Source organism: Polyangiaceae bacterium, from assembly GCA_016715885.1.
Taxonomy (GTDB): Bacteria; Myxococcota_A; Polyangia; order Polyangiales; family Polyangiaceae; genus Polyangium.
The window spans coordinates 37259-51672 of the sequence record JADJXL010000010.1 but is presented as its reverse complement, the minus strand read 5'-3'; the positions used below and the strand labels follow the sequence as shown (position 1 = coordinate 51672).

General features: G+C 61.4%; 4 protein-coding genes. 2 read left to right on the top strand and 2 right to left on the bottom strand.

Features of this window, described 5'->3' with window-relative positions:
* Position 1: 1 nt before the first annotated feature.
* Positions 2-4639 carry a PD40 domain-containing protein gene (locus IPM54_12480; GenBank protein MBK9260624.1) on the bottom strand — a complete coding sequence of 1546 codons (4638 nt, stop codon included), beginning with the start codon at positions 4637-4639 and terminating at the stop codon, positions 2-4.
* Positions 4640-4830: 191 nt separating this feature from the next.
* Between IPM54_12480 and IPM54_12475 the strand changes: the two genes are divergently transcribed.
* The gene (locus IPM54_12475) at positions 4831-6501 is read left to right on the top strand and encodes a sigma-54-dependent Fis family transcriptional regulator (GenBank protein MBK9260623.1); all 1671 of its coding nucleotides are present in this window, start codon (positions 4831-4833) and stop codon (positions 6499-6501) included.
* Positions 6502-6515: 14 nt separating this feature from the next.
* Here the strand turns inward: IPM54_12475 and IPM54_12470 are convergent, their stop codons facing one another.
* Positions 6516-8504: a protein kinase gene (locus IPM54_12470; GenBank protein ID MBK9260622.1), complete on the bottom strand. Its 1989-nt coding sequence runs from the start codon at positions 8502-8504 to the stop codon at positions 6516-6518.
* Between the two features lie 156 nt (positions 8505-8660).
* On the opposite strand from IPM54_12470, the gene IPM54_12465 reads away from it, so the two are divergent.
* The gene (locus tag IPM54_12465; protein ID MBK9260621.1) at positions 8661-14411 is read left to right on the top strand and encodes a hypothetical protein; all 5751 of its coding nucleotides are present in this window, start codon (positions 8661-8663) and stop codon (positions 14409-14411) included.
* Positions 14412-14414 lie beyond the last annotated feature (3 nt).

The window sequence follows — 14414 nt, the reverse complement described above, 5'->3', positions numbered from 1 at the left end:
GCTACGGCACTTCACGCACGCGCTCTTGGCACCGCGCCAAGTCCGCACGTGATTGCTCATCGGGGAAGTCGAGCAACTTGCGGCGCAATTCGAGCGGCATGCAATAACGGCTCGGCTTCCACAGCCGCGGATCCTCGGGCCCCGTAAGCGGCGTGAGGTCATCCCAAATGGTCACGTTCCCGTCGTCCGAAGCGGTGACGATTCGCTTTCCATCGGGGCTCCATGCCGCCATGTTCACCGCATCGGTCGACGAGCGCAAAAAGAGCGGCTCGCCCGTGCCATCCGCATTCCAAATGCCCGCCGTGCCATCGTCGGACGACGACACGATACGCTTGCCATCGGGGCTGAAGACCCGATCGCCCCGAATGCCGACGACATTGGTATGTCCCTTGAATTCCAGCGGCTTTCCCGAACCATCGGCATTCCACAGCCGCATGATCCGATCCGGCGCGCCCGTGACGACGTATTTCCCATCGGGGCTGAACGCAGCGCCGTACAAGCCGGTTTCATGCGGAAGCACGATGGGTTCTCCCGAGCCGTCTACATTCCATACGCGGGCCGTGCTGTCCTTTGATGACGATACGATACGCTTCCCGTCTGGACTGAAAGCAACGGTATACACGAACCCGGAATGTCGCAATACAAGGGGCGTTCCAGAGCCGTCGGCCTTCCATATTCGTACGGTATGGTCCGAGGCGCAGGATGCGACCGTGGTCCCGTCCGGACTCCAGGCAACTCCATGCACCAATAGCTCGTGTCCACGTAAAATCAATGGCTGTCCCGAACCGTCGGCATTCCAAATGCCAAGGGTTCGATCCTGCGAAGCCGTGGCGATACGCGTTCCATCGGGGCTCCACGCAACGCCCCAGAGGGCGGCCGAATATTGGAAAATGGTGGGTGGCGCGCTCCCATCGTTTGCATTCCATATGCGCAGCGTGTTGTCATGCGCCACCGAGGCAATGCGTTTGCCATCGGGGCTCCACACCGCGCCATACACGCCTTCCGTATGCCCGCGAAGCACAGCCGTTTTCATGCTGCGCTCGAGGTTCCACACATGCAGCGTGCCATTACGCTCGACAGAAGCGATGTGCTTTCCATCGGGGCTATACGCAAGCTCCCAAATGTCATTACCAACTCGAACTTCAATCGGATGTCCTGATCCATCCATGTTCGCCACTTTAAAAGCCTTCGTGTCGCCCGTGAACGCAACCTGGCGGCCGTCGGGACTTATGGACAGCGCGATTTTTCTGGCAGGATATCCCGTCAACATGGCGGGCTCTCCCGACCCGTCGGCGTGCCATATTCGCACGGTTCCATCGGCGGCAGCCGAGACGATGCGCCGCCCATCCGGGCTCCACGCGACGACCAAAACCGTGCTGTCATGCGCGCCCAAAATGGTCGGCTCAGCCTCGAGGTCCACCTTCCATACGCGGACCTTTCCATCATGCGCACCCGTTGCCACGCGTGCGCCGTCGGGACTCCATGCTGCGAGGTAGATCTGGCCGTAGCGCGGGTCGATGGGCACGGTCTTTCCCGTCCCATCGACGTTCCACATGCCCATCGTCTTGTCCGCCGATCCCGTGAAGAGCCGCTTGCCATCGGGGTGCCATGCGACAAGACGAACGGGCCCGCGGTGGCCACGGAATACCACGGGTTCACCCGTGCCATCGGCGTTCCACACGTGAACGGTGTGATCGCTCGACGCCGACGCGATTCGATTGCCGTCAGGACTCCAAGCGATCGAGAAAATGAATTGATTGTGCCCCCGATACACGATGGGCTCGCCGGACCCGTCGACGTTCCACACGCGTACGGTTTTGTCGTCGGACCCCGACGCGATACGCTTACCATCGGGGCTCCAAGCGGCCGTTCGAACGTCGTTGTGGGCGATCACCATAGAGGCCAGGTCGGTGGCGGCGACGGCTTGCGTGGCCAGCTCTTGCCAGCCGTTCGGATTCGTTCCAGGCTCGATTTCACGCAGAAGCGCGAGCATCAACAAGGGATCGTTTTGAAGCTGCCGCGCAGCCGCCATGCGGGTGACGTTGCGCGCCCGAGCCGCACTGCGTTCGGCTTTGGCCTTTTGCGCTCGCGCCTCGTTTCTTTGCGCCTGCGCCTCCATTTCCCCCGCCAGCGCTCGTTTCGCTTCCCGATTCGATTGCACGGCCAAACTGGATACCACGAGCACGATGACGACCAGCGAAACGAAAGCCGCAGCCATCATCCGTCCGCGAAAGCGTCGTTCGCGATCCTGCACGTCGAGCACCGCCATGACATACGCCGTTTCGCGCGCATTCAATTCGGTCGAGCTTCGCTCGCCATGCGCCTTCCAAAATCGACGCGCTTCCTCCGCGGCATCCCCACGCCATACGAGCCCCTCCGACCGACCGCTCGCCTCCCATTCTTTGGCAGCATTGCGCAAGCGTCCACGAAATTGCGCATAATCATCCGCTTCGTCGAGCCACATCCCCAATCGCGGCCACCTTTCGATGAGCGATTCGTGCACCAATTCGACCGTACTTTCACCACCACGCACGCTCTCCACGACCAGCAATCGCGCGTCGACGAGCTTCCCGAGCACCCGTTCCACATGGGAACCCTCGGCGCCCCCGATTTCCGACAATTCTCGCCGCGTCGTTATGGCCCGCGTACGCTCGGGCGTGACGAGCCGCAAAATGAGCACCCGCGCCCAATTCTTCTCCGCTTCGGTCATGCCCGCAATCACGTTGTCCGCGTGCGTCGTGAGCGCTCCTTCGACGCCCCCGAAGCTGCGATAACTGGATTCCGTCAGCATGCGCCTTTTTGCATCGCGCCCGGCCCACAACATGGATGCCGTGAATTGCAACAACGGCAATGCCCCCGCGGTGCGTTCGAGCGTATCCAGCATTTCGACGACGAGCGCTTCCGATTCGAAACGATACGACAATGCTTCCGCCGGCGCCACCAAAGCTCGCTCGAGCCCGCGCCGATCCAAGGGCCCCACGAGCACGGTGCCTCGGCTGATCAATTCGGCCAACACGGGCGAACCAAGCGCAACGCGATCGAGAAAATCGTGACGCATGGATACGATCACGCGCACCGGCGAGCTGGGATCATCCGCGACACCCTCCAAACATCGAAGAAACGCTTCGCGCTCGTCCTCCGGAGCCAACGTATACACTTCCTCGAATTGGTCGACGAACACAAGCGCTCGCTCGCGCCGCCGTCGCGCTCGACTTCGCACCTGCACACCAACGTAGCCCGGTTCATTGCGAAGCCGCGTGAGCATGGCGTCCATTTCGGCCACGTCGCTGCGACTGCTCGGCGAATCTCCAGTATGGCTCGACCGCTGCCACGAATGCTGAAGCAGCATGTCCGCAAAAGCTGCCAGTGGCCTTGGACCGGGGCGCATGATGAACGATTCCCACGCGTCGCCACCGCGCATCAAAGCTGCAATGACACCCGCACGAACCAGCGATGATTTACCGGCCCCGGAAGCTCCAACGAGCGCTAGCAATGGTTGCTCGACGAGCCGCGACACGATTTGCTCGACCATGGTTTCGCGACCAAAAAACCTCGTCGCGTCGCGCTCTTGAAATGCCGCGAGCCCCGCGTACGGATTGGCTTCCTCGGCCCCGTCCTCGGCCGACGACGAATGCGGGCGCACGATGGCCTCGAGCTGCTCGACCAATTCACGCGCCGATTCCAGCCGATCTTCCTTGTACTTGATCAAACACCGATCGATGACGGTGCCAATTCGGCCGATATCGGGGAATTGATCGCGAATGCTCGGCATGGGCTCTTCGCGCACGGCCACCCATTGAAGCAATTCTGGCGACTGCGCCGCGAGCGGATGATCGCCGCTCACCATTTGATACAATATCATGCCCACCGCCCAGATATCGGTGCGCCCGTCGACGCTCTCACCCCACCATTGCTCGGGCGCCATGTACCAACGCGTCCCCACGATCACGCCCGCGTCCGTCAATTCGCCTGGCAATTGCACGCTTTGCGCCCACGCTTCGGGCCCATTCACCGGCGCTTCGTCGATGTCTCCGCCTTCAAGTGACGCTGCGTCTCCCATCAGTTTGGCAACACCAAAATCGAGCACTTTCACCGTGCCGCTGTCGGTCAGCATGATATTGCCAGGCTTCAAGTCCCGATGCACGATGCCCGCTTCGTGCGCACATTGCAGCGCTCGCGCGACGGGAAGCATCAGCTCCGCAGCGCGCGTCGGCGGAACGCCACGTGTCGAGTGGCTTTCGCGTCGATTGCGCAGCCACGCCGATAACGTAGTTCCCTGCACGTATTCGAGAACCATGTACGGTAGCCCATCGTGCTCGGCGATGTCGTACAAGCCGACGATATTTTCGTGTGCCAATTGTGCGGTGGCGCGCGCTTCCACCAAAAATCGAGCACTATGCTTGCGATCGACCTTCAGCAAAAACTTGAGCGCCACACGACGACCAAGACGCGTATCCCGCGCCAGGTACACCTCGCCCATTCCGCCTTGTCCAAGCTGCCGAATGAGCTCGTAGTGGCCGATCGTGGTTCCCGGGGCAAACCGTGGTCCCACGAGCGACGGACGCGCTGGAGGAGCACGTCCAGCTTCGGTTTTCGTGGGTTCGTCGTAATTTGGAGCCGGCGCAGGTGGGTCCGACATAACGACACAGATTACTCGGTTCCGCGACGTTACGAAAAGGAAAATATGCGGGCACGACGAACTTCGTCACATTCTGCTTTGGAGTATCGTAATCTGCACCCGTGCAACGCGATGACTTACTTGCCCACCTTGTCACCCGACTCATTGCCGCCGCGTCTTTCGAGGACGCCGCCACCTTGGTCCTGCAAACCATGCTCGACTGCGTTGAAACCGCGCTCGCGCAAAGCCCATACGCCACGCGCGGGCGCCTCTTGCGCGGTGTGGTGCACCTCCGCCCCGGTGATAGCTACCAACGCATCTTCAGCATCGACCACCATGGCGGCATTCCTGCAGATGAATCGGTCTGCCTCACGTCAGCCAACGTCTGGCGATGGCTGGTGCAGCATGGTTGTTCCGTCTCCATCGATTTACCGCTGGGAATGCTTCGAGCGTGGACGGCCGAAGGACACGTGCGGCGCGATGCTGCGCTGGATGCCGCGGGATTGCCGGGACAGGAGACGCGTGAGCACATGCTCGGCCGCAATACGACGCATGTGTACGTGGTGCCATTACGTGCGCTCGGAGGAACGGTCGATGGAATGATTACGCTCGAAGCCCAGTGCCAAGCTGCCATTGGACGGGATTTCGTTTGGCAAGAATGCCACGAGGACCTTGCGAGAATGGCCCACGTGAGCGCGCCGTACCTCAGTGGATTGCGTCCTCGATTGCCACGAATGAGGTGCACGGACGAGCTTTTGCCCGTCGTCGGGGCGTCGACGGCGGCGCTCGTCGATATGCTTCGCATCTTCGCCGGTCAAGAGGAGACCATTTTGATAAGTGGCCCTACGGGCAGCGGCAAATCGAGGCTCGCGCGGTGGTGTCACGAGCATTCACGGCGCAAGGCGCACGGCTTCGAAACGCTGGATTTGCTGAGCATCCCCGAGGAGCTTCAGATGGCCGAGCTTTTTGGATGGAAGCGGGGGGCATTCACGGGCGCGATCAAAGACAAACAAGGCGCCATCGCGCGCGCCGCGCAAGGAACGCTCTTCATCGACGAGATCGACAAACTCTCGCTCAAAGCTCAAGCGGGCCTGCTCCACGTGCTCGAGGAACGTCGTTATCGACCACTCGGCGACGATGCTTCCGAGCGGCACGCGGACGTACGATTCATCGTCGGCACGAACGCGGATCTTCACGGAGCGGTGCGCGCGGGGCGCTTTCGTGAAGACCTGTTCTTTCGCATCAACATCCTGCCAGTGCGGCTGCCGGCCCTGTCGGATAGGCTCGACGAATTGCCGCTGTGGGCCCAATACATGGTGACTCGACGCCATCGTGAAAATGGCGGCGACGGGGACGCGCAGCTTGCCCCCGAGGCAGTGCGCCGACTCCTCGATGCGCAATGGCCGGGCAATTTGCGGCAGCTCGACAACATCATCCGCCGCGCCTACGCGTTGGCTCTTGCCGAGCAGGCGGGTCTTGGGAGAAACCTCGTCATTGAACGGCGACATGCCGAGCGCGCACTTGCGCACGAGGCACCCGCGGGCGCCGACGGCACGCTCGCACAATTATGGCAAGCAGCGCATGCATTCGTGCAGGAGGCGGAACGCCGCGAGCTCGAGGGGACGTCGCTCTCGCTCGACACGACCGACGCCTTCTGCGGACTGGTGTTGGCAGCGGCGATTGGTCGCCTTGGCAGTCGGGAGGACGCATTTGCGATGTTTGGGCTGGAACATCTCCTCAAAAACCGCAATCACCAGCGATTTCTGCGCCGCGAGCTCGCCCGCGTGCGCAGGCTCGTGAGCACCCTCGGCGAACCACCGGATTCAAACCTTGCAGCCGTATTGAAAGAAATCGACGAGCCCTCCGACCCTCGCGGGCGGTGAGCATGCTGCGTGCGTCACTTTGTGACGCGCGGCTCGTCAGTTCGTGACGCGCGGGTCGCTTCGATCGACGCGAGCCAGGCTGTGGCAAGTGCGTGTCCACGCTCACGGTCGGCGGCGCTCACCGTCGCAAATACCGCCTCGCATACGAGCGGTTCGCGGAACGACAACTCGTCCTCCCCCGGCCATCGGCTCGTCGGGCGGCGTGTCAAGAAGTTGCGATCAACGAGCGTTCGAGCAGCGGTGGGCGAACCGCCGCCGAGCAGATGAAGCACGCCGCGTACCCAGAACACGTCTCCGAAAATGCTCGCCGCGCGCAGAAAACGCCGCTCTTCCGGCGTGAGCGCTGCAAGGCGCGCTCGAACCATCGCCAGCACCGCGGCAGGCAGCGCATTGCCACGCCCCGCGATGGCCGCGCGGATCAGCTCTTCCAAGTAGAATGGATGCCCCCCGGCACGATCCACGAGCGCCGCGATCTTCGCTTCTTCTGCGCCATTGCCAAGCGCGTGCTGCACCATTCGCGTCGCGGCGCGTGCTGCAAGACCGCCGAGCTGCATTTCCAGCGCGTCGCGTTCGGCCCAAATGCGTGAAAATCGCGACTGCGCATCGGGCCGCGCGAGCGCCAGGACGAACAGGGGCCGATTGCGAAACTCGTCCAGCGCTTGATCCACCGCCACTATCGACGATGCGTCCGCCCATTGAAAGTCATCGAGGACCAGGATCAGCGGTCCTTTTTCGAGGGCGGCCCTTGCAAGGTACAAAAATGCAGGCGCGATTTCGCCTTCGTCGATTCCTTTTTCGCGCACGAGGGCACCGAGTAGGCTACGTGGCGAGCTGCCGCGGGCGACCTCGCCACGGGCCGTCCAGACTTGCGTCTCCCGCAGCAATGCTCCAATGCGCTGCAACGCTTCGTCGCACAACCGCGATTTCCCAATGCCCGCTTGCCCCGTGACCAGCACCGCGCGGGCCACGCCCTCGTCGGCGCATTCCTCGAAGAGCGCGAGCAGCGTATTGAGCTCGCGGTCGCGGCCCACGAAAAGGCTTGGCGAACGGCGCGCTTTACCGCCCACCGTCGTTTCGTATTCGATGCCAAGCGGCGAGTCGGCGTTTTCTACGGGTAATGCGTACTGTGCGCCGTCGCCGAACGCAATGTCGCCCGCCGAATCATTCGTACGCCGTGGAAAATTCTCTTGGCACGCGTTGCGGAGCGTATCGGCCACTGCGGCGGCATCCACCGGCCGCCTCGAGGGCTCTTTCGCGAGCATGGACGCAATGAGTGCATCGAGCTCTGGTGGTACGTCGTGCCGCACATGGCGCAGCGGCGCCGGTTCGTCCACGAGCAACCGTCGAAGGACGGCCGCCATGGAGCCTCCCGCAAAAGCGGGCTGCCCAGTAAGACACTCGAAAAGCACTGCTCCAAGGCTGAAGACATCCGCACGCGCATCGGTCGGCTCACCACGGATGTGCTCGGGTGGTATGTATCCAGCGGTACCCACGACCACCCCGCTGCGAGTGACCACACGTGTTGCGCTATTGCGACGAGCTACCCCGAAGTCGAGCAGTTTGGTGTGACGAGGGTCCTTACCGACGAGGAAGAGGTTCGAGGGTTTGATGTCGCGGTGGATCACCCCATGTTCGTGCGCCGCTGCCAGCGCATCGGCCGCAGCGATACCGATGGCAAGGCTGTCTTCCACGCTGAGTGGCCCGTGAGCGAGCCGCATGGCGAGATCTTCGCCGTCGAGCCATTCGAGCGCGAGCCAGCGTTGCCCCTCCGCGTCCTCGCCGTGCCCGATCCATCGTACGATATTCGGATGATCGAGCTCCGCGAGGATTCGAGCTTCTTCGGCGAAGCGGGTGGCATGAACGGCAGCGCTTTCGGCGAGGAGTTTGAGCGCGACGTGCTGCCCCAGCTCGCGATCGAGGGCACGATAAACTTTTCCCATGCCGCCTTCGCCAGCGAGCGCCTCGATGACGAATCGATGGGCGACGATTGTACCAACTTCCACGCGCGGTAGGATGCCATCGTGCCCTGGTTGTTCAAAGCATTTGCGACGATTGTGGCTTTTTGTACAGCATAGGATGGGGGGCGTCGTTGTGATGGCACTCGAATTGCTTTGGGTTGGTGGGTCATTGGTATGCTTCGAGTTGGGCGTGGAGGATGTATGAACAGGATGTGGATGTGGCGGCGGTCGTGTTTGTGGTCGGCTTCGCTGCTCGCCATGGGCTTTTCGGCGTGCCAGCTCGAGACGGTGGAGGATGAGGACGACCAGGGCGTTGGCACGGTCGAGCAGGCGGCGACGTCGAATTCGAGCATCAATGGCACGGCCAATGGATCGTACAATGGTTCTTTGAATGGCAGTTTCAATGGTTCGCTCAATGGCACGCTCAATGGTATCAATGGCACGCTCAATGGTACGCTCAATGGAACGTTCAATGCGCTGAACGGTTCGTTCAATGGTACTTACAACGGTATCAACGGAGCGATGAACAGCGCGGTCAATGGCGCCATCAATGGTAGCTTCAACGGCGCCATGAACGGGACGCTCAACGGGACGCCGATCAGCGATCCGACGTACAATGGCAGCCTCAACGGTAGCTACAATGGCGCCATGAACGGGACGATGAACGGCGCCATGAACAGCTCGTTCAACGGGGCCATGAATGGTAGCTACAATGGGGCGATGAATGGGGCGATGAATGGGGCCATGAATGGCTCGTTCAACGGCACGGTGAATGGTTCTTTCAACGGCAGCCTCAATGGCACGCTCAATGGGAGTCCAATCAACGATTCGGCCTATAATGGGGCGATGAATGGGAGCTACAATGGGGCGATGAATGGGGCCATGAACGGGGCCATGAATGGCTCGTTCAACGGGGCCATGAATGGCTCGTTCAACGGTGCGATGAACGGGGCGATGAACGGTGCGATGAACGGGGCCATGAACGGGTGCAATGGCACCATGAATGGCACGTTCAATGGCAGCCTCAATGGTACGATGAACGGCGCGCCAATCAACGACGCGACGTACAACGGGGCCATGAATGGCAGCTACAATGGGGCGATGAACGGGGCCATGAATGGGGCCATGAATGGCGCGATGAATGGGGCCATGAATGGCGCGATGAACGGAGCCATGAATGGGGCGATGAACGGGGCCATGAATGGGGCGATGAACGGGGCGATGAATGGGGCGATGAACGGGGCCATGAACGGCAGCGTCAATGGCGTGCTGAATGGCGCGCTCATCAACGATCCTGCATACGTCGGGACCCTCAATGGGACCTTCTTCGGATCGCTCGATGGCACCTTTGTTGGCAGCGTAAAGGGAACTTTTGATGGCCATGTGAATGGTACTTTTCTTGGTACGTACAAGGGAAGCCTCGTGGGGACCTACGACGGTACCTACAATGGCTCGTTCGATGGCAGCTACAACAGCGCTTTCGACAGCCTGTGGTCCGGCCCGGCTGGCGGGACGCTCGTGATCGAAGACGAAAATAAGCTCATTCCCAGCACGTCCATTACGGATTTTTCGCAGTACTCGCTCGACCAAATGGACGTGCTATGTCCAGCGACGACCATTCGCGACACGTTGAGCGGCGGAGTCGACGTCAACTTGGTGCTGCCCAAGCTCATCACGATGAACGGCATTCACGAGCCGCTCTACCAGAGCTGCGGCAATGCGGACCCGACGACGTGTCCCGTGGCGACCGTCCATGTCGCCGAGGACTTCGATGGCAATGGCGCGGCCGAGACGAACGTCACCTACGAGCTTTTCACGAGCTACGCGATTGCGTGCGCAGACAAGGTCGTTCGGCCGATCCTTTTGCATCCCGTGACGGGCCCCGAGGCGCGTGCGGCATATCCCGATGGGTCAGCACCGCTGTTCAGCACGTACTTCCGCTATTATTGCGTCAAGGCGTACGACACGACGGCTCCCGCGGGATCGAAATGGCTTTGTGGGAAGGGTCGTCTTGCAGGAGGCGTCGTTGGTTATGCGGTCAAGCGGATCGCGGACCCGGCGCATCCCAACGGAGACACCATCGCGAGCCTTTCGCGACGCTCGTTTTATGCCCGCCAGCTCGTTTGGGGCCCGAATACATGGTCCACGCATTTTGAATTCGTGAACAATCACATCGGCGCGATCCTCGAACAGGCCGAGCCAGGCCAGGTGCCAACGGGCTTTACGTCGAACAACGCCTGGAACCTCAATCCACTCGACTTTCACGCGGATGGCACGCTGAAAGAAATAGACTACGTCGCGGCGCTGGGGCTCAAGACCTCCACGGACCGATCGGGTGTGGCCATCAGCGTCTACAACAACGCGGACAAGACGGGCGGCAAGCCATTCGACACGAATGAGCTGAACCAATGCGAGCCTGGGTACGACGTGCCGGATCTCGCGTCGCGCGGAACGTTCCAGAACGACGTATTGATCGATATGCAGGCATCACCTTGGTATGGGGACAATTGCGACTGGGCGTCGGATTGGAATTTGCCCGAGCTCGAGCCGTTATCGAGCACGTGCAATACGTTTGCAGTAGGTACCGACACGGTGGTGGGGGTCAATCTCGGCGATGACGTGCCGCGACGCTGCCCGACGTACGTTACTTGTCAGTCCGGGCAATTCTGCTGCATGGGTCACTTCGATACAGGCGCCGAATTCGCCTGCGCGACCAAAACCGACGGCACGGTATGGTGCTGGGGATCCAACGGAAAAGGTCAACTCGGGGACCAGCCCGCGGGCTCCATGGCGGCGCGCCCCGTGATGAAGAGCGATGGCAGCCCGCTCACCGGCGTGCTTGGAGTGGCCACCGGCAACACCCACGCGTGCGGCCGTACCTCCGCCGGCACCGTTTACTGTTGGGGATCAAACAAATATGGGCAACTTGGTGACGACACCCTGACGTCTCGGGCACGCGCTGAGCTCGTGCTCGGACTGTCGGGCGTAGCCGACATCGCACTCGGCGCCGACCACAGTTGTGCCCGCAAGACCGACGGTACGGTATGGTGCTGGGGTTACAACGGAAGTGGCCAACTGGGCGACGGCACGATGACACAAAGGACAGTGCCCGTGCAAGCTGGAGCAAGCACGCTCGGTGACGTGGTGAGCGAACTTGCGGTCGGCGATAATCACACGTGCGCACGAAAGACCGACGGTAGCCTGTGGTGCTGGGGGAACAATTCCTCCGGTCAAGTTGGCGATGGCACACAAGGCTACAACAGGACGACGCCTGTGCAGGCTGGAAGCAGCACGCTTGGAAACGACGTTATCGATGTCGCGCTCGGCGGGTCACATTCGTGTGCCCGCAAGACGGACAATACCCTGTGGTGTTGGGGAAATAACTATTCTGGTCAGCTTGGCATTGGCAGCATCACTGGCCAGCCAACGCCGATTCAAGTGGGCGCAGGTACGCTTGGCAACGCCGTCGAACAGATCGCACTTGGAGGTTACCATACTTGTGCGAGGAAAACGGACGGTACTCTTTGGTGTTGGGGCAGAAATACGCGGGGCCAAATTGGCAACGATGGCGCGTACAACAGCAGCTATACGCTCTATGGGTTCACCGAGCAGCTTCAGACGTTGCCGGTGCAAGTCGGAGCTGGCAGGTTCGACGGTGCGGTGGCTGCGATTGCGCTCGGTCAAGATTACAGTTGCGCGCGGACGGCCGGCGGCTCGCTCTGGTGCTGGGGTTACAATACCAAAGGTCAGCTCTCTTATGGAGATCAAGCTCCGCAGCTCGTGCCGGTACGCGTTTCCGGGCTGCATTGCGATAAAAACGATGCCATTTGCGGCATCAACGAGACGCCGGCGACGAGCCCCGCCGATTGCCGTAGCTCGAGCTGCGGTGACTCCAAGTGTGATCCTGACGAAACGACGCAGAGCTGTCCATCCGATTGCCAATTGGTAGCAACCATTGCGCTCGGCCATAGCCGTCGCGCGTGCGCACGCAAGACGGATGGTACCTTGTGGTGCTGGGGCGAGCGCTCCAGCGAAGATTTCCTCAACGAAACCATTACGAGCACGACCACGCCGGTGCAAACGGGTCCCGCCACATTGGGCAGTGCCGCCGCCGAAGTTGCGATTGGCGGCAGTCACAGTTGCGCGCTCAAAAACGACGGTACGCTTTGGTGTTGGGGAGACAATACATACGGTCAGCTTGGTGACGGCACCACCGAGGACAGGGCGGAACCGGTACAGGTGGGCGTGAGTACGCTTGGGAACGAAGTGGCCGAGGTTTCGCTTGGCTTCAGCCACAGTTGTGCGCGCAAGACCGATGGAACGCTTTGGTGCTGGGGATTCAATACATACGGCCAGCTTGGCGACGGCACCACGGTGCACAAGCATACGCCGGTGCAGGTGGGCGCGAATATCGGCAATGCCGCAGCCGCGCTGGCGCTCGGCGGCAATCACAGTTGCGCGCGCAAGACAGATGGAACGCTCTGGTGCTGGGGATTCAACAACTATGGCCAGCTCGGCGACGGAACCACCGTGAACAAGGCAAGCCCGGTGCAGACGGGCGTGACGACGCTCGACAACGCCACACTGGAAATTGCGATTGGTTCCCATCACGGTTGCGCGCGTAAAACCGATGGAACGCTCTGGTGCTGGGGATACAATCTGTACGGCCAACTCGGCGACGGCACCTACGCGAACAAATCCACCCCCGTGCAGGGGCCGAGCTCACTTGGTACGTCACTCGCTGAAATCGCAGCAGGCATGGATCATACCTGTGCTCACAAGACCGACGGAACGCTTTGGTGCTGGGGATCCAACCTCTACGGGCAATTGGGCGATTTCACCGCGGCGACCAAGACGCCGACGCCCGTGCAAGCAGGACCAACCATGCTCGGCGACGCCGTGGTCGAGTTTGCTCTCGGCAATGGTTACAGTTGCGCGCGCACGACCGACGGCAGGCTCTGGTGCTGGGGCGGCATCGAATATGGTCAAGCTGGCACCGACCCGCAAATCGATGCGTCACCGTATCCGACCCAGGTTCCGTGGTGTGGCGATGGCGTGTGCAGCATTGGCGAACGAGACAGTGCGACGTGCGTGGCCGATTGCTCACCCACCATCGGCGATGAAATCTGCGACCCGTTCCTCGAGTGCTCCACCATGCCGTGGCTTGCATCCTGGGAATGTGACACCGATTGCGTGTGCACACCTACTTGCGATGGCAAGCAATGCGGCGGCGATGGTTGCGGCGGGTCGTGCGGAACATGTGGCGCGGGAACCTTCTGCGACCCCAACTTCCAATGCGTGTGCGCGCCGAACTGCGACGGCAAGCAGTGCGGCGACGATGGTTGCGGCGGGTCGTGCGGGACGTGCGGCGTGGGAAGCGTATGCGACGCCAGCTTCCAATGCGTGTGCATTCCGAACTGCGACGGCAAGCAGTGCGGCAGCGATGGTTGTGGTGGGTCGTGCGGAACGTGCGACGCGGGATCGACCTGCGACGCTGCCACATCGCAATGCGTCTGCACCCCGAGCACATGCGATGCATTCGGGCTCGTGTGCGGCACCGTCGCCGACGGTTGCAGCGGTAGCCTCGATTGCGGCGCTTGCGGCGCTGAAACGGAATCGAACAACACCAGCTCGACGGGCGACAGCGTGGCCACGGGCACGGTCTACGCGCCGTACTTGTCGACTTCGACCGATGTTGACTGGTTCAAGCTCAGCCTCGGCGCCGGCAAGACGTTGACCGTGAACATGCGCCCGCCCGAAGGCCTGAACTACGATGTCCGACTTTACAAGGGTATTTCGCTCGTTGCGAGCGGCACGCTGGGCGCCGGACAAACCGAAAACGTCACGTACACCAACTCGACCAACAAGAGCGTGACCGTCAACATCAAGGTATCCGGCGTCAGCGGCGCCTATTCGGCAACCAGCCCGTATTACCTGGAAGCCACCTGGTAGTTC